The organism is Psychrobacter sp. JB385 (assembly GCF_900163785.1).
Taxonomy (GTDB): Bacteria; Pseudomonadota; Gammaproteobacteria; order Pseudomonadales; family Moraxellaceae; genus Psychrobacter.
On the sequence record NZ_FUKN01000010.1, the window covers coordinates 259,456 to 280,124 of the forward strand.

A 20,669-nucleotide genomic window follows, 5' to 3' on the forward strand; every position below is an offset into this window, starting at 1 on the left:
ACTGCGTTACATGTTAACTTTATATATGGCTCAACTTGGTGGCCGTCCCAAAGGTCGTCTGATTGAGCAGCACGATATCTTTTTTGGTGTGGCCAATCACGTCAGTGAGCTGGTAGAAGATATCAATCAGCATTGGCCAGAGGTTAAAAATAAATGGCATATTGATTCTTATCGAGCGATTACTAAGGTTGATGGCTATGCGATCAAACTGGTTGAATCAGATGAGCAGGTAAGCAAAGATGCTGACGTAAAGCTGTTTTTTATCAATTTGGGCGGCTATCAGCAGGGTAGTTTTGAAGAGTTTCACTATAAGCTTCTGATCGTCGCCGCCAGTCAAGCCGAGGCCATTAAGCAAGCAAAGCAAAGCGAGTTTTATAAACAGTTTACTTTTAAAGATGACGCATCGCCGTTCGACGCCGCTTCACATATTGATGATAAGTTTGAGGTCGATATAGATGATATCTATAACGTGAATGATCTGCTCTCAAATGTTCAGCTGTTGATTGAGCCTATCGTTGATGCAGACGGTGTCGATATCAAAGAAGATAAAGAATACGTGGGTTATCTGAGTATTAAAAATTTAAGGAAATTATCCTAATATGTCACTAGATATGTATTATAAAAGTGGTCTAATCCGCAAAGCGCGCTGTCAAATTTCGGATGACATCTTACCCACCTTATATCAGATTCATAATAATGCTAAGTTCCCACAATTGACTTGGTTAATTGACACTCTTTATGACAATCCGCAGATTCAACCTGAAACTGCCAAAGCTTTAGCGAATGAGATGGAGGCGCTAGAAAAATTAATACTTTCGCTGCACCTTCCTTTTCCAATGCAGCCCCTACAAAAAATTCATACCTTTTTTATAGGAGCTGCTACTAATCAGCAGATTATTTATACTGTTAGTGCTTAATTGTAGTATCCATACTCAATAAGTCAGTCGCTCATACAGATAAGGTTCATAGGTTTGAAAAACTTGATTAAAGAATTTATTAAGTGGGTTATTGTCGGTATTTGTATGGGGGTAGTACTTTTCATCGTTTTAGTGGCTATATAAAACTAAGGTAGCAAAAACACATAAGAAGCCTAGGTTAATAATACAAAGGTATTTCTGGCTTTAACCAAACACTATGATCAACTTGAATCACACTTAAAATACCCCCATAATCTAACCACTTCTACATAATAAATAGCCTAAGTAAATATGCCCAATACTCCAAAAAATACGACTTTAGACACTTCTACTATAGACAATAGCCAAGAAGAAAAGAAATTCGTAGTACCAAATGAAGATTCAATTAGCGTACTAGATAGTAAAAAAACATCTTCAATCACTGATAGCATTGATTTGCCAGTACTTGCAAAAGACAGCTATTATCTAAGCCGTCTAGAGCGAGAGTTGGCGCGCGCCGCAGTAAACACTAAAAAATCCAAGAGTACAAATAGCGATAACGATCATAAGAATAATAAAGCTGAAGACGCACTCGCTAAAAAACGTGCCCAATATGACAAAATAAAGAGTCGCTCACAGCAAGCGGTACAGGGGCGTATCGACAGTATTCCTGATGACTTACCTAGTAAGCTAAATCTTGATTTACCCGTCAGTCAACGAGCTGAAGATTTGGTACAAGCGATCATTGATCATCAAGTTATCATCGTTGCAGGTGAGACAGGTTCTGGTAAAACAACACAGTTGCCTAAGCTTGCCATGCTGGCAGGTCGCGGCATTACAGGTCAGATAGGGCACACGCAGCCAAGACGACTGGCAGCGCGTAGTGTCGCAAACCGTATCGCTGAAGAGTTGGGTGAGCAGTTGGGCAATACGGTCAGTTTTAAGATTCGCTTTAATGAGCAAGGCTCAGCCCAATCGGTCGTTAAGCTAATGACTGATGGTATTTTACTCGCTGAGCTGGGTCATGATCGTTTCTTAAGTAAATACGACACCATTATTATCGATGAAGCGCATGAGCGTAGTTTGAACATCGATTTTATCATGGGGTATCTCAAAAAAATGCTGCCCAAGCGCCCTGATTTAAAAGTCATCATAACGTCAGCGACGCTCGATACCAAACGTTTTAGTGAGTACTTTAGTCATTACGATGCCAAGCTAAAGCGCCAAGTCCCTGCACCGATTTTCAATGTTGAAGGCCGCAGCTTTCCAGTAGAAGTTCGTTATCGTCCGCTTACAGATGAGCCTGTTACTAGCTCTGATGATGATAGCTATGATGACTTTGAAGACAATCTGCCACGTGCTGTCGTAGCGGCGGTCGATGAATGCTTTAGTGATGCTCAAAACAAAGGTCATGCCGATCAGGCTGATATCTTGATATTTGCCGCGACTGAAGCTGAGATCCGCGAGTTACAAGAAGTCCTTGTACGTCATGGGCCCAAGCACACAGAAGTACTGCCACTATTTGCACGGCAGACTTATGAAGAGCAGCAGCGTATCTTTCAGCCATCAGGCCGTGGTCGACGTATCGTCATCGCCACCAACGTTGCCGAAACGGCATTGACGGTTCCTGGTATTCGCTATGTGATTGATTTGGGCTTTGCGCGTATTTCGCGCTACTCGTATCGCTCGCGCGTGCAGCGTCTACCGATCGAAGCGATTTCGCAAGCGGCGGCCAATCAACGTAAAGGTCGCTGTGGTCGCGTGGCACCTGGTGTTTGTATTCGTTTGTATAGCGAAGAAGATTTTAGTGGTCGCCCTGAGTTTACAGAGCCGGAGATTTTGCGAACCAACTTAGCGTCTGTTATTTTACAGATGGCAAACCTGCGACTGGGCAGCGTGGATGATTTTGCTTTTATCGAGCCACCGGATAGTCGTCTAGTCACTGATGGACACAAGCTACTTGATGAATTGGGCGCCATTACTACCAAAAGTGAATCGGCTACCACTCAAACCAGCAAGCCAAAACCCAAAAAAGGCATGGATCATCTCAATCTGACTCGTATCGGTCAGCAAATGGCACGCATGCCCATCGATCCAAGGCTGGCACGTATGTTAGTCGCTGGCTCTGATTTTGACTGTATTCGTGAGATGTTGATTGTGGTTGCCGCGCTTGCTGTACAAGATCCGCGCGAACGTCCTGCTAATAAGCGCACACAGGCTGATCAAAAGCATGCGGTTTTCCGTCAAGATGACTCTGATTTCTTGTTTTATTTGAGTTTGTGGAAAGCACTGTTTGAAAAGGATGAGGACGGCAATAAGCTGTCTGGTAATCAGCGTAAACAGTTTGCGAAAAAGAACTATCTGAGCTTCCCGCGTGTACGTGAATGGCATCAGACCCATCGTCAGCTGGTACAAATGGTGACTGAGCTTAGGCTGACCGATGTGAGCGATGCAAAAGCTGATGATGAAGCCAACGTCAAAAATGCTGCTATCGAAGCCGTGACCAGTGATCCTACCGCGATTGAAGACGAAGAACTCAAAGCGGTCAAATACGCCAACTTGCACCGAGCATTATTGACGGGCTTATTGTCCATTATCGCGCATAAAACTGAAAATCGCGGTGAGTATCTCGCAGCGCGTCAACAAAAAGCCAAAATTTTCCCCGCTAGTACTGTATTTAAACAAGTACCGCCTTGGGTCATGGCATTTGAGATGGTTGAAACCTCGCAAGTCTTTATGCGAACGGTCGCTAAAATCGAACCTGAATGGATTATCTCAGCCGCAGGTAACCTATTAAAATATCATTATTTTGAACCGCATTGGTCAAAGAAGACAGGACGTGTGAAAGCTTACGCACAGATCAGTTTGTTTGGTTTGATTATTATTAGTAAGCAGCTGACCAACTATGAGCAAGTCAACCTAAGCGAGTCGCGAGAAATTTTTATTCGCGATGGTTTGGTGACCGGCAATCTAGGTCGCGCTGCACCATTTTTGCAGCACAACATGGATAAAATTGCTGATATCGAGCGCATTGAGGATAAATTGCGTCGCCGTGATTTATTGGTTGATGAAGAGTCGCTATATCAGTTTTATGACAAAAAAATTCCAGCTCACATTGCCAGCCGTAAAGCCTTTGAAGACTGGCGCGCTGAGGTAGAAAAGACCGATAATAAGCATCTGTTCTTCACAGATGACGATGTGCTAAATAGCCAAGCCCCAACGACGGGCGACTTTCCAGAAGTATGGAAATTGGGTGATTTAAAACTGCCACTGCGTTATGTCTTTGATCCTGCTAGCGATGATGATGGGGTGACTATTCGTGTGCCACTTGCGGCGCTGCCACAGCTCGATGCGATTGAGCTACTGTGGGGCGTACCCGGTTGGCGCTTTGAGTTGGTATTGCAATTATTGAAGTCCTTACCAAAAGATATTCGCCGTCAGATTGTCCCTATTCCCGATACGGCTGACAGCTTGTTTGATGAGTTGCAGCCTACTGGCGGTCAAGGGTTGTTAAAGCAACTGTGCCAAGCCCTAAACCGTCGCGGCATCATGTCAGTGACGCCAGAGAGCTTTAATCCATCGTCGATCGATCGTTATTTGCAGCCACAAATCAGTGTGGTCGATGATAAAAACCGTATTATCGAAAAAGGACGTGACCTGCAAACACTACAGATTCGTCATGCGTCTGAGACCAGCCAAGCAGTGACCGAGCAGCAGGGCGTTCATACAGAATTTCCGGAGCACTTTGCCTTTAGTAAGAATCATCACAGTGCAGGTGTGGTGATGAAGCAGTTTTCGGCATTGGTTGCTGATGAGGCAGGAGAAGCTGTATCGATTCATCAATATACGGACGTTAATGCAGCATTGCAGGCGCACCGCATTGGTGTTTTGACGTTAATTAAAGGTAAGCTTGGCGCAAAGAAAAAACAGCTTACCAGTCAAATAGATAAAATATTTAAACTGGCCTTTGCACCGCTTGGTGACATGGAAAAACTCAAAACCATTATTGTTGATGCTGCACTAGACGCCGCGCTCGAAGAGCACTATGTGTTATTTGATCATAGTACAGATATACCTGAAAGTGCCGATAGCATTGCTGTCAGTCTGAGCGAAGAGCTGCCGTTTACCTCCGAAGAGTATCAAAAAACACTAGACGTGGTAACAAGTAACTTCTTATTGACGGGTCAAAGTGTGATAAAAACCCTCAAAAATGTCTATACCCGCTGGCAGCGTATTCGTCAGGGATTGTTGATGCTGGATCGTGAGATATTTGGTGAGTCTATCGAAGATATCGAAGATCAGTTAGAAGATTTGCATTTGGCTGATTTTGTTTACCGAATGGATTACAGTCATTGGCAGCAGTATCCGCGTTATCTTGAAGCTCTAGAGATTCGTCTTGAGCGCCTTGAACACAATCTGGATGCTGATCTAGACGGTGTTTATGCGCTAGACCTACATATGGAGCGTTTGGCAGGACGGGCAGACAAAGAAGCTATTAGTGAATACCGATGGATGGTGGAGGAGTATCGTATCCAGCTGTTTGCTCAGCCGATGAAAACCCGTGTGGCAGTATCGCCGAAGCGCTTAAGTAAAATGTGGGATAAGGTGGGTTAAAAGCAAAAAGTATTTCCAATTTTTAGGCGGGATTAGCAATTGTTAATCCCGCTTTTTTATTTGAAATGTTAATGCCTGATATGCTCTGTCATCACACCCACGCTATAGCATATAAAGGCAATTGTAGTTAGCGCGACGATAAATGGTGTAAATATCCAAATAATGATATTCATCAATATAGAAAGTAATAGGCTGTCGAATAATATATCTTTTGATGTAAAAAAATCTGTCATTACATCGATGGCACGCTTAGCAATAGGAAATAGTAACGTGCTAAGCATCAGCATATAAAGATATTTACTAAAGCTTGGGTCACTCATGACCACCATGAAGTAAAAAACTAAGAAAAAAGTGACACCTAATGCCCAGCATTTGAGAGTGTAGCTTAAATACATCATGGCGGTTCCTCCATAATTCTTCTTATGAGCATGCATAAAGAAAAGAGTACCTCTTTATATTCTAAATAACGAATATTATATATGTTATATTATGAATATATATGTCAAGTCAATCGCTTTTGGATAGAAGATGGAAGATAGGAGATAGAAGGTAATATTGAAGTATTCTGTAGCAGTTGTATTAGCGGGTAAAAAACATGTTGCATCGTTAATTGTATTTTTGATGCCAACAAGATATACCACTGCGATATCGATATACTTAAGAAAGGCAATAAAAAATCCAATGTTAGCGTTTTGATTCAAACGCTTAACACTGGATTTATACACTTAAAATGTGCTTAAGTTAGGCTTCTAACTAGCTTTCTAGTTGCTCAATCATACCTTGATATTTTTCTTTTTTCTCAACAAGCTTCTGACGCTCTTTCTTACTATTGGCATCTGACTCCTCAGAATCTTCAGCCTTTTTATCGAACGCTTCTAATTCAGCATCTATGCCGTCTACAAGTTTGTTCAACAGCATAGCAACCGCTTTTTCAGAGACACCATATGTCATGCCAGAAGCTTCAGATTTAAGATCATCTTTAAGTTTAGACGCCCATTGATAGATATTAGATACAGTGGCACTGTACTTGTCTTCTTTATCTGATTTATCACTGTCTGACTTATTGTCTTCTGATGTTTCACCATCGGATTTTTTGTCACTTGATTTTTTATCATCTGACTTGTTTTTGTCCGACATAAAATCATCTTTAAGCTTGGTAGCCCACTGATAAATATTGGCTATTGTTGTATTTTTATCATCTTCGCTAGATTTGTCGTCTTCGCTAGACTTGTCATCTTCGCTAGATTTGTCGTCTTTGCTAGATTTATCGTCTTTGCTAGATTTGTCGTCTTTGCTAGATTTGTCGTCTTTGCTAGATTTGTCATCTTTGCTAAATTTGTCATCTTTGCTAGATTTGTCATCTTTGCTAGATTTATCATCTTTGCTAGATTTATCGTCTTTGCTAGATTTGTCATCTTTGCTAGATTTGTCGTCTTTGTTAGATTTGTCGTCTTTGTTAGATTTGTCGTCTTGATCAGAGTGGTGATCTTCAGAGATAACATCGTCTCCTTTTAAAACCTCTACTGAGGTTACCGCATTGTTCGTAGGCGTATCTTCTGATTTATGCTCTGCATTATTATTATGTGAATTATTTGACATGATTTTTAGTCCTATTTATATTAATTATCGGAAGATTTGACACTTGATACTAAGCCAGTGGCTCTTTTTATTCAGTATATTAATGTAAATTTTTAGTATGAAATTTTACTTTTATTCCATAAATACTCATAAAATTGTCTCCTTAAACAGCAGAATTGGCTTACATGAGGCGTTATATCATGATTGATAAAAGCTAAGGATAGTTTGATATATAAGGTGTGACAGTGAATAATGATGAACAAGAACGCACTGCAAAAGTTACATTTGACTCATAATAGGTGAATGACGTTTCTTAACACGACTCAATAAAAACACAACATTCGCTATGCTAGTATTTTCTGATTATGACTAATAATGAGGTGCAACATGGAAAAAATAATAAATAATTTGAAAAAAGTGTCTGGTTTGACATTATTGTCTGTCGGTCTGTTTGCCACAGCGCAAGCATCCGCTGCCAGTGGCTGTGATGATGCCTATACTCAAGCGGATATAAATAAATGCATAGCAACTGAGCTATCGGCGGAAGACAAGAAATTGAATAAATCATACAGTGATTTACAACGTCTATTAAACGCTAGTGAAAAAAAGCAATTAAAGACAGTGCAGCTTGCATGGATTGACTTTAGAGACAAGGCTTGCAAATTCTCAGCTCGTAGCTTTAGTGGGGGCAGTGCTTATCCAATGGCAAGCAATGGCTGCCTAGCAACTTATACAAAACAGCGACGTGTGCAACTTGATGAAGAGATTCAAAACCTTAAAAAGTAAAATCTCAAAAATGAAGCCGTAGTATGTGAATCGCAGTCTTTAAAAATAGTATTTAGACAAAAAAATTCATCTTTGCTACTTCTGTTTTATCAAACACATATAGACGATTATACAAAAGCATTGGCTTAGGTTTATCTAAGCCAATGCTTTTGTCTGTAACACTAATATTATCGGTGTTCAATTTGGTTGAGTTTTGGTTCAATAAACGACAAGGATCGCTTAAGTAACTTTGCAAATGCTAGAAAAGTTATTAGGCGGCTGCTACTTCAGACTTATTACTAGAATAAATAAAATAGAGCGCAATCGCCAAACAAACCAACGCACAGATGCGACTGGTGGACAAACTGATTGCTTCATTACCCAACCAACCAAAATTATCAATCAATACGCTCATACTCAACTGACCGAAAATGACGGCTACCGTTGCAACGGCAGTACCGATCCGTTGTACCGCGACAACCATAATTACGATATAAGGCACACCGCACAGCGCACCAAGGAGTTGCCATTTGGGCACATCCATTAAAGTGACCGAATGATTTGGTTCAAAAAAGAAGATCAGCAATGCGGTGACCACAGCACCTACCGAAAAAGTCAAAAAAGCGCTTTTAAAGACACCAACATTACTACCAAGGCGACCATTTAGTGCCGCTTGCACGCTCAAAGTCGCGCCACCAATGATGGCTAGTACAATCATTAAAATAAGTGTCATTTATTTTACCCCTTTGCCATAAAAAACAGTGCTGCAATAATAAAAACCAAGGCAATAATTCTTTTATTGTCTATTTTTCGTTCAGTGGTTCCAAATAAACCATAGTGATCGATGATTAGGCTCTTGGATACCTGTCCTGCCAATATGCCAATCATCGTCAGCGCAATTCCAATCACAGGCGTCACAACGGTGAGTATCACGACATAAATAGGGCCTAAAATACCGCCAATGAGTAGCAAAGGAGGTTGCGAAAAAAACGAAGGGCTTTCGCGCGGGCTAAAAAATAGCATCAAAAAGAAGGTGAGCGCAGCACCGACACCGAAAATACTCAATGTTGCCCATAGTTCTCCAACTTCATGTCCTAATGGACCAAGTAAGCCTGCTTCGACAGACAATCCCATGCCCCCCAAAATGACCACAAGTACTAATAATATTTGCATAAAAAAATCCTTGATGAGCAATGGCGGTATTCTACAGGAGCTTATATTCATGAAAAACGCTATAATGTGGAAATGACCTTTGCATAAGTTGCACAAATGAATAATATCGATAACATCAGCATAAAGACTTTGCTTTTCTATATCAGTGTCTACAATGCTCAGAGTTTTTCGGTCGTGGCTCGAAAAGAAGGGGTTTCTGCGTCTAAAGTGTCTCGTATTATCAAACAGTTAGAAGATTCCTTGGGACAACAGCTTTTTTATCGTAATACTCGTGCTGTCATTCCTACCGAAGCGGGACGCGTGTTTATGACGTACGCGCAAGCTATGACAGAAAGCATGAACAGGGCACAAAAAGAGCTACAGGATAGGACGCTAGAACCAGGCGGCTTACTCAGAATTAATGCGCCAGTATTTTTTGGACAACGACACATCGCGCCTTGGTTGTCTCAATTTAGCGCTCAGTACCCTAAAGTACAGATAGATCTGACGTTGACTGATGACTTTATCGATCCTCATCATTATCCAACAGACGTCATTTTCAGAATTGGGACATTAAGCGATTCGGCTTTTCATGCGCGAATTTTTGGTGAGCAAACCTATCACTTGGCGGCCACTTCTGAGTACATAAATCAGTACGGAGAGCTACAATCGCCAGCAGATTTGATTCATCATAAGGGGTTGGTCTACAAGGGGTCGTCGGGGCCAAATCGTTGGCTTTTTAAGACTCAGGGTGAGGATTGGACGTCTTGTTTAGCACCTGCTTTACTCATGTCCAATAATGCAGAGTCTTTATTGGTAACCGCATTAAAAGGCATGGGGATTGTGCTTTTTCCTGATTGGCTGATTGGTGAATATTTAAAGAGTGGTCAGCTGGTAAAGTTGTTGCCCGAATACACTGCTGCTGTTAAAACCACCACTCAGCACATCGCCGCAATCTATCCCAATACTCGTCATGTTTCTTTAAACGTGAGAACGTTGATCGATTACTTTGCTGAGGTCTACGGCGATCCTTTTTATTGGCAGCTCAATGAATAAATGAAAGTGAGTAAGCTAAAGATAAATTTTGAATGGTGATATTAGTGAAATGACACCTTTAGCTTGATATTTCTGATGTCTTTTTACTTAACATAAAAGTTAAAACTGCGCCTAAAATGACAGTGCTTGCTATCACGAATGGTAAGCTTAACTGCTCAGATAAAAAGACCACACCCAGTATGGCTGCCAGTATCGGTACACATAATTGTACAATCGCTGCTTGTGTGCTTTTCAATAGTGGCATGGCTGTATACCAGATGCTATAACCGATACCAGATGCAATCGCGCCTGAAGCGCCTGCCAGTAGGATTCCTTTGGTCGTGACACTGTCCAAACTGACAGTAGCAAATCCTATGTTATCCATGTAATACATACTTACCAATAATAGTATTGGAACCGAGACAAGGCTTCTGATGAAATTAAAACCGGTGGCTCGTAGTGGTGATACGCAAGTTTTGCCACGTATACTATATATACCCCAAGCGATACCACTCATCGTCATCAGTATGGCCGCCAATGGTGACGGTATTGCCGCTGACGGCAACATTAAATAAATAAATCCCGCTACTGCTACAATAAATGCTGTCCATTGCAATGCGCTTAACTGCTCTTTTTTATAGACACCCCAACCAATCATAGTGAGCTGAACCGCTGAAAATAAAATCAGTGCGCCAGTACCTGTATCTAATTCTACATAAGCAATTGAAAAACATAACGCATAAACGACAAGGGTAAAACTGCTTAACCAGCTGCCTTTATCGCTTAAGATGAGAAGTGTGTCATTAGAAGCACCATTCATCTTATGCACTTGACGTTGTAAGCGAGAGGCGTGCAGCACCATGATGATACCCAAACAGCCAGCAGCACTCAGTAAACGAACGATAGTAAAGCTCCACGCATCTATATAGCCATCTGCTAACGCCATTCTACAAAACAGAGAATTCGCCGCAAATGCGATTAATGCAACAGTGGTATAAATTGTGGCTTTCAAAATAATTCCTACAATGATTCAGTTATTTTTCTAATAAAATAGCGAGTGAAAACGTGGTCGCTCTATCTTGTTTGGGCTGCTTTATTGATTGTCTCATGACTGATTCAATTTTGTGGCGCTTACGACAAATAAGTCGCTTGAATGGTACAGGCGGCTATTAAGCTTATTGGTTCTATTGGTGAGTAGCTGATTGGAACTAACGACAATATCCAACTTAATGTATTAAAAAAATGATAAATAGGAAAGAGATATATGGATTGGGCAAGTATTTTTATTCATGACACCACTTGGGTGTTTGCCATTGAGATTTTAATACGTGTCGTCGTGATGTTTACACTGATTATTTCGTTTTTACGATTTACCGGTAAGCGTGGTGTTCGGCAGCTCTCTATTTTTGAGTTGACCATTATTTTGTCACTTGGCTCTATTGCAGGTGACCCTATGTTTACTGAGGATTTGCCGATTATTCAAGCAGTCCTGATTATGAGTACCGTTATTTTACTTTATCGTCTATGCACTTGGGCAATGATGAAGTTTAATCCTGTTGAAAATTTTTTGGAAGGCAAATCCCTTTATATCGTAGAGGATGGTGTGTTAGTACTTGATAAGATTAAGAAAGGCAAAATGTCACATGATGAGTTTTTTGCAGAAATGCGTCAGCAAGGCGTTGAGCATTTAGGGCAGGTACGTACTGGATTGCTAGAGACAGACGGTAACTTTAGCATATTATTATACCCACCCGAAAAAACGAGATATGGCATGCCACTTTTCCCCAAAGAGTATCAAGCAGTCGAGCAAATAGAGGCAGGGGTGTCTTATGCTTGTATGCATTGTGGTCATGTTGACCATCTCACTGACACCAATCAGTTGTGCGAGCGCTGTGAAAACGGTAGTAAAAACTGGGCAAAAGCTCTGAATTGTAAGATTGTTAGATAATCACCTTATCGGGCAGCTCTAGGCGCATTACATTACGTATATTAATTGAGGCTAACGTAGAACTGCCCGATATGTCACTATATCAGTACGTCTTCATTGAACTAGGCAATTTTATACCAATCGATTTTACGAGTCATTACCATCACGCAGGCAAGAATGGCAAAGCAAAAAACCGCACCCAGTAATAAATTCATATCTTCTGTGGTTAAGATGCCAAAAAACGCTGCATACAATCCTGCCAACGTGCCTGTAAATATTGCTGCTCGTTTTATACCGCCTAAAACATAGTAGGTATACCAACCAATAAGCCCAACACAAGCACTAGCAGCAATGGCATAAGCTTTCCAAAATATGATTTGTTCTGCAAGTGGTAGTAACAAGACATAAAAAACAAATAAGGCACAACCGACCAACAGATATTGGATAGGGTGAATACGGCTCGATTTCATCACTTCAAAGAGAAAAAAGGTACCAAATGAGACGAGGATTAATAATAAGGCATATTTCATGGCTCGTTCTGTTTGTAAATACACATCATTTGGCTCAGCAAAACTCACACCAAAGCTGTTTAAACTCACCTCCCTAAAGCTATTAGGTACAGTGTCTGCGTCTGATATGGGAGAGCTTTCCTGCATTATCATACCAGTATCAGGATTCATTGATTGGTGAGTGCTATCAAGCGTTGCGCGACTTATGACCGTACATTGATTGTTAGCAATATTGATACACTGCGATAAGTTCTGATTATTGGCAATGGTCAAATATTGATTCTGCCAACTGGCCTCAAAGCCTTTAGAGGTCAGTTTTTTGGTATTTGGCAGCGCTTTACCAATAAAATTTGGCGTCAGCCAGTTGCTATGCATTGTCAGACCAAAGTTCTGTCCGGTCGGTACCGTGTTTAGGTTGCTGATACCTGCTAATGGCAGATCAACCATAATATCAATGACCTGATGACGCTTTTCTGTCACGTTTTTTCCTAAGCCACTCAATATTTCTTGTGGAATAGCAACTTCCACGTAGGTTATATTTTTTATAATGGGTATTTGCGGATAAGTTGCTTTGATTGGTTTTTTATCAATCGTCACTGTTGGCAAAGTAGCAAGACCACGCAGATCTGATACGGGAATGATTAATCGTGCTTTGTCCCAGTGAATGGTAGTTTTCTCTGGTTTTATTTTGCTTTTAGTGTTATCAGTGCTGATTTGATTTACTTCTGGATTGGCTACGCTTGTCGATTCGCCCAAGTTTGCGATGGCGTCATCAAAAGTATGGTTTTGAAAAGTATAGTCTTGATCAAATGTCAGGGCCCCATTGTAGCTGGTCGCATGGTAAATACCGCGTTGGTAAGTGTCTGTGCTAACATCAAGATCTTGAGTCGCTTGAGTTTGGTTGGCAAAGATAGTCTCGATCTTGGTATAAGCAGCCGCGCATTTATTGTTTGTCTCTGATGTTTCGGTCTGACATTCAGGTATGAGCGTGGTAGGAATGGCAATGAATGGGGTGATGATTTCTTGTGGATTGACGTGCTGCTGCGCAATCTCTCTTACTACGGATTCTGCATAGGTTTGCCGCTCATAAATGACGGAACCAATCATACTAAGACCGATGGCAAAAATAAGGCAAAGCCCAGCGATGATGGCTAACTTGGTAAATAGTGTTTTTTGCATAAAAGCTCCTCATATGACTCTTTATTCCAAGACTGTCGATAAGGCAGTCAATAGGGTTAAAGGAATCATAGAGGGGCGATAAAGAAAAAAGATGTAAGAAGCGTGGAGAGTGTATGGAAAAATAAGCGCTAGTGCTTATTGGTATCGCCAACAATTTTGTCCATAATCGCAAACAGCAATCCGGACAGAACGAAGGTCATATGAATAATGACTTTCCACATAAGTTTGTCGGCATCGCCTTCGCTCATGCCACTTGTTATATCCATAAAAGACTTTAGAAGATCAATAGCAGAAATGGCGACGATTGCGCCGATGACTTTGAGCTTTAGCCCAGAAAAGTCCACTTTCCCCATCCAACTAGGACGGTCATCATGATCTTTGGTATCGATTTTGGAGACAAAAATCTCATAACCGCTAAATACGATAATAAGTAATAAGCTTGCTACCAGTGAGATATCAACCAACACCAGTATGTCAACAATCACATTTGCTTCAGAAGCAACCAGAATATTTGCAAACATTCCCCAAAGCTTTTGAATGAATTTGATGAATAATAAAATAATGCCAAAAACCAAGCCTAAGTAAAAGGGTGCCAATATCCAACGACTATTGAAGATGGTTTTTTCTAAGTAACGTTCAATATTTTTCAGCATTGATATCTCTTAAGGTACTTATAGATAAAATTACCAATAATTTATGGGATGGAAAGATATTTAATCACTGATTTCAGAGAGCCATGCTGCCACTTGCTGAACCCGATCCTTTCTATCGCCACCAATATGACGATAGGCCTTTTGGTGATTCATTAATTGATTCTCAAAAAATTCACTTATTTCTTCGCGCTGATACGGACTATCCCGTAAGTCATCTGCTACCCAAGGAACGTCCACACTTGTGAGTAATATTAAATCATAATCATGCGTCAATGCTGCTGTCGTTAACGCTTCAGGACAATCACCATAATACCAGTTGGAATAGACCATCAGTTCAAACAAACTGGTATCACAAAATAAATAAGTAGGCGTGTCTGATGTAGACGCAGCTTGCTTGGCCAACGTATTTTCTAGCTTGATCTGACCTTGCGCAATAGGAAGCAGATCCTCCCATGTACAAGTCAGTTGCTCATCATTCCATTTTTTTTGTAGATAGGTGCGCATATATTCAGGAACCCAAAGGCTACCAAAATGCTCAGCCAAGTCACGACACAATGTGGTCTTGCCCGTACTTTCTACCCCTAATATGGCGATGCTAATGACGGATTTAGGCGTATGCTGTGTGAGGTTGCATGCGATAGCGGCGCTGCCATTCATAGTAAGCCCAGATTGCGATGAGAGTAAAGACTACGTATTGGAACGCAGTGAAAGTAAGACCTTTATAAAAATATAAAGGTATGGAAATAGCGTCGGCCACGATCCACAGTAACCAATGTTCAATCTTGCGTCGAGCCATCAGCCACATTGCCATCAAAAACAGCGCAGTGGTAAGCATATCGGTATAGTCGACCCACGTAAATAAATGCAAACCAAGCGTGGCACCATCTAGACTAAAACCATTATTAATGACAGGACGGAAGTAATAAACCAAAGCCACAAAAGCGATGGTAATGGTGGCTAATGCTGCCAATATAGGCACATCTTTAGTGGTTAAATGCTCAACCTGGATAGTATGATTGGTATCAGCCTTTTTCTTTGATCCCTCTTGTTGGCCAGTAGGATTTATGTGATCTTGCTTCGAGTCTTTATTCTTTGTCCAGTTGACCCAACCATAAATACTCATGATGCTATAGTAAGCATTGATAAACATGTCACCAAACAACTGCCATTTCCATAATAAATAAACGAATATGGCGGTACTTACAAGGCCAATAGGAAATACCAATATATTGGTTTTGCTGGCAAGTAGAACGCTTGCAATGCCGAACACCACAGCAATCAGCTCAAGCGCTATGAATACCGTAGAGTAGTCAGCATATTGACCAAATAACCAGCTTAAAAGTTCTACCATTAATATTTCCAAAGATAAGTATCTGTTGTCTTCAATCGTTTTTGATGCGGTTAGATTGCGATCAGCGTATAATCAAACGGCGATGATTATAGCGTAGCTATAATAAACTAAAAGTAATCTTTGCTTATTTTTCTCCACGAACAGATTATTTGTAACAAAGTATTAGAAAAATAATAATATTCAGGCATAATAAGGACACTGATTTTAAGTTTACATTTATTCACTGGAATCGAAAGACTGTGGTCTTTTTTCACCTTTATACTTATACCAATCCCTAAAGTAGTAGACAAGGAAGCTTATCATGACGACTTGTATCACAGGCACGGGCCTGTATATTCCGCCGTATAGCATTAGCAATGAAGAGTTAGTAAATACGTTTAACCAGTATGTTGATAATTATAATGCAAAGCATGCTGATGAGATAGCAGCAGAGACTGTTACAGCACTTCAGCATTCTTCGGCTGAGTTTATCGAAAAAGTATCTGGTATCAAGTCACGTTATGTGATGGAAAAAGAGGGTATTTTAAACCCTGAAATCATGGCCCCAGTGATCGCTTATCGTAACTTAGGCGAAGAGTTGTCTGTAATGGCAGAGATGGGTGCAGCAGCCTTAAAAGACGCGCTTGCTGATGCTGGGTTAGAAGCGAATGATTTGGATGGTATCATCCTTGCTTGTTCGAGCTTTCAGCGTACTTATCCTGCTGTTGCCATCGAGATTCAAAATGAGATTGGCATGGTAGGCGGTTTTGCTTATGATATGAATGTGGCTTGTAGTGCTGCAACTTTTGGTCTCTCACAAGCACATGGTTCTATTGTCTCTGGTCTTGCCAAGCGCGTCGCTGTAGTCAACGTTGAGATTACCTCAGCGCATTTGAACTGGCGTAACCGTGACAGCCACTTTATCTTTGGTGATGTTGCCACGGCTTCTATCGTTGAAGATTTGGATACACCAAAAGGGTATGAGATTCTTAACGCCAAGCTGTTTACAGAATTTTCGACCAATATTACCAATGAATATGGGTTTATGGATCGATCAGAGTATCTAGCAGCGCAAACAGAGATGTATCCTGATATCAAGGATCCTGTCACGCCTAAGCTATTTTTGCAAAATGGTCGCAAAGTATTTCGTGAAGTCTGTCCGAAGGTTTCGGAGATTATTACTGAGCATTTAAAAGAAAACAACTTACCAACGTCCGATGTTAAGATGATGTGGCTACATCAAGCCAATGCCAATATGCTTGATCTTATTCTCAGAACTGTGATGGGCAAAGAGGCAGACAAATCTATCGTACCAAGCGTCATTGCTGAATTCGCTAATACCAGCTCAGCCAGCCCTATGGTTGTATTCCATCGCTACAAAGATGACTTAGCATCAGGTGATTTGGGCGTTATTTGCTCATTTGGTGCAGGCTATTCAATCGGTTCGGTATTGGTACGTAAAGTTTAATCCGTCATTCTAAACGTTTTTCGTGATAAAAATAGCTAAGAGTGCTCTTAGCTATTTTTTTATGCCTATTTTTCGCTTAGTATTTTATAAATTACTAGATCGAAAATAGTGTCAAGCTCTCAGTTTTTGTGATGCTGTATTGTCACTCTTACGACAAGATTTCTTAGAATGAGACCAAGATTTCTGAGAGGTTTTAATTTATGCCAAAAAATTTGCTATAATCACCGTCTTATTCCTCTCATCTAACTAAAAGTCCTTTTATGAAAGAATCCTTACGCCTGCGTTTAGACCAGATGGTAGACCGTTATGAAGAGGTCACTGCCTTATTATCAGATCCTAGCATCATTAGTGATAATAATAAATTTCGTGAGCTATCTGTTGAGCATAGTGACTTGATGGATATCACTACTTTATGGCAAAACTATGTGCGTGCAGAAACCGATCAGGCTGATGCCGAGGCTATGCTAAAAGAAGCCTCAGATCCTGATATGAAAGAGATGATGCAAGAAGAGATTGATAGCGCATGCGAAACCATCATAGACATGGAAGAAGCGCTCAATGTCATGATGCTGCCGAAAGACCCAAATGATAAAGTGCCAGCGTTTTTAGAGATTCGTGCTGGTACAGGTGGTGACGAAGCGGCTATTTTCTCTGGTGATTTGTTCCGCATGTACCAAAAATATGCACAGACGCAAGGTTGGACAGTAGAAGTATTGTCGGCCAATGAAGGTGAGCACGGGGGTTATAAAGAAATCATTACTCGTGTATCTGGCAATAGCGTTTATGGTCGCTTAAAGTTTGAATCGGGTGCTCATCGTGTACAACGCGTCCCCGAAACTGAAAGCCAAGGCCGCGTGCATACGTCAGCTTGTACCGTCGCGGTTATGCCGGAAGTTGAGATCGACGATACGGTTGATATCAATCCTGCCGATATTAAAATGGATACATTTCGCTCAAGTGGCGCAGGTGGTCAGCACGTCAACACCACTGACTCAGCGGTACGTTTGACACATATTCCGACCGGTACCGTGGTAGAGTGTCAACAAGAGCGTAGCCAGCACAAAAACCGTGCGCATGCGATGAAGATGCTGGTCTCTAAAATCCAACAAGCAAAAGTACAGGCGCAGGTCGATGTGGCAGACTCTATACGTCGTGATTTAGTTGGCAGTGGGGATCGCTCAGAGCGTATTCGTACTTATAATTTTCCGCAAGGACGTATGACAGATCATCGAATTAACTTAACGTTATACAAACTTGATTCAATTATGGAAGGCGACTTAGACGAGATTCTTGATGCACTGTTGCGCGAGCATCAGGCAGATTTAATGGCCAGTATTGGCGGCGATTAGTAGCGTTTTAATAAAAGACAAATTGATAACATTTAATTTTATATAAACAGATCCATATCTTATAGGTGAGAATTATTATGAATAATCGTATAGCTTTATATTTTATGGGTTTGTTTGCTCTAATTTTTGTCTCTGCCTGTCAGACACCAGCAGTGACTGCTGAGCAAAACAGTACTAACAATTCGTCAAAAAGCCCTGAAAACCTTGCAAAAGAATGCCTTGCTAAAGGTGGTACATATACCCAGCAGGGCAGACTACAGATGTATAGATGTGTCATGAATTTTTCAGATGCAGGAAAATCTTGTAGTGATAGTTCTGAGTGTCAAGGAAGCTGCTTGAGCTCAGATACAGATATTGCGGCAGGCACATCAAACCTGACTGGAACCTGTGCCGCTACTGACAGCCCCTTTGGTTGCCGTCAGATTATCGAAGGCGGCGTTTCTAAAGGCACTTTGTGTGTTGATTAATTGTGTGTTGATTAATCCTATAATTTTCTAACTATAAAACTTAACTTATCAAAATTTGAGAGCGTTATGTCAAAGTCCAACAATCAAAATCAGAACCAAGATCAAGCCCCAGCAGTAGAAGACGCTAACGAGTTGATTGCGCAACTACAAGCCAAATTAGACGACATCACAGCTTCTGGTAAACAGCCGTATCCAAATACGTTCAAGCGTACTGATTATGCAAAAGACCTACAAACAGCTTTTGATGGCGTCTCGAAGCAAGAGATCGAAGAAAAAGCTGCTAATGGTGAAAAAACACAGGTCAATGTGGCAGGCCGTGTCATGCTTAATCGCGGCGCATTTATTGTTATTCAGGACATGACCAGCCGTATCCAGCTATACGTTGCACGTAAAGAATTAGATCCAGAGATATTGGCGACCATTAAGTCGCTAGATTTGGGCGATATCGTTGGAGTATCAGGTTATATCGGTCGCTCAGGAAAAGGCGACTTGTATGTACATATCGAAACGCTTGAGCTGTTGACCAAGTCATTGCGCCCGATGCCAAACAAATTTCATGGTTTAGCAGATGTAGAAGCCCGTTATCGCAATCGTCACCTTGATTTAATGACCAATGAGACAACTCGCGATACTTTTATGATTCGCAGTCAGGTCATTAGCGGTATTCGTAAATTCATGCTAAATGAGCGCTTCATGGAAGTAGAAACGCCAATGATGCATCCTATTCCAGGTGGTGCAGTGGCGCGTCCGTTTGTAACACATCATAACGCGTTAGATATGCCGCTTTACTTACGTATCGCTCCTGAGCTGTACTTAAAACGTTTGGTTGTTGGCGGTTTTGAGCGAGTGTTTGAGATCAATCGCAGTTTCCGTAACGAAGGTGTATCCACTCGTCATAATCCTGAATTTACGATGATTGAGTTTTATCAGGCTTATGCTGATCACAACGACTTAATGGATTTGACAGAACGCTTATTTAATAATTTGGCAGTAGATATCTTAGGCACGACTGAGATTACGTATCAAGAAGAAGCCATCAGTTTAAAAGCACCTTTTGAGCGTCTTTCTATGCCAGATGCCATTGCAAAGTATGCAGAAAACTTTGACATGACACGAATCAATGACCGTGAGTACCTTGCTGAATATACCTCAACGGTTTTGAAGCAGCAAGTAAAAGAAGGTTTTGGTGTAGGCAAATTGCAAACGATTATCTTTGAAGAAACGGCTGAACATCAATTGCGTCAGCCAACTTTTATCACACAGTATCCAGCAGAAACCTCACCACTGGCACGCCGTAACGATGAGAATCCTGAGATTACGGATCGTTTTGAGTTGTTCATTGGTGGTCGTGAGTTGGCAAATGGCTTTAGTGAGCTTAATGACCCAGCTGATCAGGCAGAGCGTTTCCGTGGTCAGGTTGCTGAAAAAGATGCAGGCGACGATGAAGCCATGCATTTTGATGAAGAATATATCGAAGCATTGTCTTATGGCTTACCGCCAACGGCAGGCGAAGGTATTGGTATTGATCGCTTAGTAATGCTATTGACGGACTCTGCTAGTATTCGTGATGTGATTTTATTCCCACACATGCGCCGCAAAGTTGATTAGCCGTAAAGTTAATTAATGGTAGCTATTTTTTTAATGAAGATCAGCTATTAAATACCTGATGAGCCGTTATTGAACCAGTAAGAAGCCAGACGAATGCGCTGGCTTTTTGCTATAATGAGTATTCAAAATTATATTTAAA

At 41.1% G+C, this 20,669-nt stretch carries 19 protein-coding genes; 10 read left to right on the forward strand and 9 right to left on the reverse strand.

What is annotated here, in order from left to right:
• Positions 1-10: 10 nt before the first annotated feature.
• The 3 genes from CZ794_RS05200 to hrpA all read left to right on the forward strand — a co-directional run bounded on the left by CZ794_RS05200 (position 11) and on the right by hrpA (position 5,510).
• The gene (locus tag CZ794_RS05200) at positions 11-598 is read left to right on the forward strand and encodes a DUF1543 domain-containing protein (protein WP_087040603.1); all 588 of its coding nucleotides are present in this window, start codon (positions 11-13) and stop codon (positions 596-598) included.
• A 1-nt stretch (position 599) separates the two neighbouring features.
• On the forward strand, positions 600-917 hold the full coding sequence (locus CZ794_RS05205) for a hypothetical protein (protein ID WP_087040604.1): 318 nt from the start codon (positions 600-602) through the stop codon (positions 915-917).
• A 417-nt stretch (positions 918-1,334) separates the two neighbouring features.
• Entirely contained in the window at positions 1,335-5,510 is a 4,176-nt protein-coding gene (gene hrpA / locus CZ794_RS05210) for an ATP-dependent RNA helicase HrpA (RefSeq protein WP_087040689.1), read from the forward strand.
• 68 nt (positions 5,511-5,578) lie between these two features.
• On the opposite strand, the gene CZ794_RS05215 is transcribed toward hrpA, so the two are convergent.
• A complete protein-coding gene (locus tag CZ794_RS05215) occupies positions 5,579-5,908 on the reverse strand; it encodes a hypothetical protein (RefSeq protein ID WP_087040605.1) in 330 nt (109 codons plus the stop codon).
• 355 nt (positions 5,909-6,263) lie between these two features.
• The gene (locus tag CZ794_RS05220; RefSeq protein WP_087040606.1) at positions 6,264-7,109 is read right to left on the reverse strand and encodes a hypothetical protein; all 846 of its coding nucleotides are present in this window, start codon (positions 7,107-7,109) and stop codon (positions 6,264-6,266) included.
• 366 nt (positions 7,110-7,475) lie between these two features.
• On the opposite strand from CZ794_RS05220, the gene CZ794_RS05225 reads away from it, so the two are divergent.
• Positions 7,476-7,874 (forward strand): lysozyme inhibitor LprI family protein, encoded by a 399-nt coding sequence (locus CZ794_RS05225; RefSeq protein ID WP_179207249.1) that lies wholly within the window; start codon positions 7,476-7,478, stop codon positions 7,872-7,874.
• A gap of 250 nt (positions 7,875-8,124) precedes the next feature.
• Here CZ794_RS05225 and CZ794_RS05230 read toward each other — a convergent pair whose 3' ends face one another.
• Both CZ794_RS05230 and CZ794_RS05235 read right to left on the reverse strand, forming a co-directional pair.
• A complete protein-coding gene (locus tag CZ794_RS05230) occupies positions 8,125-8,586 on the reverse strand; it encodes a DMT family transporter (RefSeq protein ID WP_087040608.1) in 462 nt (153 codons plus the stop codon).
• Between the two features lie 5 nt (positions 8,587-8,591).
• Positions 8,592-9,026: a DMT family transporter gene (locus CZ794_RS05235; protein WP_087040609.1), complete on the reverse strand. Its 435-nt coding sequence runs from the start codon at positions 9,024-9,026 to the stop codon at positions 8,592-8,594.
• 96 nt (positions 9,027-9,122) lie between these two features.
• Between CZ794_RS05235 and CZ794_RS05240 the strand changes: the two genes are divergently transcribed.
• Positions 9,123-10,061 carry a LysR family transcriptional regulator gene (locus CZ794_RS05240; protein WP_087040610.1) on the forward strand — a complete coding sequence of 313 codons (939 nt, stop codon included), beginning with the start codon at positions 9,123-9,125 and terminating at the stop codon, positions 10,059-10,061.
• A 58-nt stretch (positions 10,062-10,119) separates the two neighbouring features.
• On the opposite strand, the gene CZ794_RS05245 is transcribed toward CZ794_RS05240, so the two are convergent.
• Entirely contained in the window at positions 10,120-11,052 is a 933-nt protein-coding gene (locus CZ794_RS05245) for a DMT family transporter (RefSeq protein ID WP_087040611.1), read from the reverse strand.
• Positions 11,053-11,304: 252 nt separating this feature from the next.
• On the opposite strand from CZ794_RS05245, the gene CZ794_RS05250 reads away from it, so the two are divergent.
• Complete coding sequence (locus CZ794_RS05250; RefSeq protein WP_087040612.1) at positions 11,305-11,988, forward strand: DUF421 domain-containing protein; 684 nt, start codon at positions 11,305-11,307, stop codon at positions 11,986-11,988.
• A gap of 101 nt (positions 11,989-12,089) precedes the next feature.
• On the opposite strand, the gene creD is transcribed toward CZ794_RS05250, so the two are convergent.
• From creD to pnuC, 4 genes are all read right to left on the reverse strand, one after another.
• Positions 12,090-13,655, reverse strand: coding sequence for a cell envelope integrity protein CreD (gene creD / locus CZ794_RS05255; protein WP_087040613.1), 1,566 nt, complete (start codon positions 13,653-13,655; stop codon positions 12,090-12,092).
• A 128-nt stretch (positions 13,656-13,783) separates the two neighbouring features.
• The gene (locus CZ794_RS05260; protein WP_087040614.1) at positions 13,784-14,308 is read right to left on the reverse strand and encodes a TIGR00645 family protein; all 525 of its coding nucleotides are present in this window, start codon (positions 14,306-14,308) and stop codon (positions 13,784-13,786) included.
• A gap of 60 nt (positions 14,309-14,368) precedes the next feature.
• Positions 14,369-14,965: an AAA family ATPase gene (locus CZ794_RS05265; protein ID WP_087040615.1), complete on the reverse strand. Its 597-nt coding sequence runs from the start codon at positions 14,963-14,965 to the stop codon at positions 14,369-14,371.
• Positions 14,916-15,659: a nicotinamide riboside transporter PnuC gene (gene pnuC / locus CZ794_RS05270; protein WP_087040616.1), complete on the reverse strand. Its 744-nt coding sequence runs from the start codon at positions 15,657-15,659 to the stop codon at positions 14,916-14,918. The genes CZ794_RS05265 and pnuC overlap by 50 nt, the downstream gene beginning before the upstream one ends.
• Positions 15,660-15,960: 301 nt before the next feature.
• On the opposite strand from pnuC, the gene CZ794_RS05275 reads away from it, so the two are divergent.
• From CZ794_RS05275 to lysS, 4 genes are all read left to right on the forward strand, one after another.
• On the forward strand, positions 15,961-17,106 hold the full coding sequence (locus tag CZ794_RS05275) for a beta-ketoacyl-ACP synthase III (RefSeq protein ID WP_087040617.1): 1,146 nt from the start codon (positions 15,961-15,963) through the stop codon (positions 17,104-17,106).
• Positions 17,107-17,366: 260 nt separating this feature from the next.
• Positions 17,367-18,455: a peptide chain release factor 1 gene (gene prfA / locus CZ794_RS05280; RefSeq protein WP_087040618.1), complete on the forward strand. Its 1,089-nt coding sequence runs from the start codon at positions 17,367-17,369 to the stop codon at positions 18,453-18,455.
• A 77-nt stretch (positions 18,456-18,532) separates the two neighbouring features.
• Complete coding sequence (locus tag CZ794_RS05285; RefSeq protein WP_087040619.1) at positions 18,533-18,922, forward strand: hypothetical protein; 390 nt, start codon at positions 18,533-18,535, stop codon at positions 18,920-18,922.
• A 66-nt stretch (positions 18,923-18,988) separates the two neighbouring features.
• Positions 18,989-20,530: a lysine--tRNA ligase gene (lysS, locus tag CZ794_RS05290; protein WP_087040620.1), complete on the forward strand. Its 1,542-nt coding sequence runs from the start codon at positions 18,989-18,991 to the stop codon at positions 20,528-20,530.
• Positions 20,531-20,669: the final 139 nt, after the last annotated feature.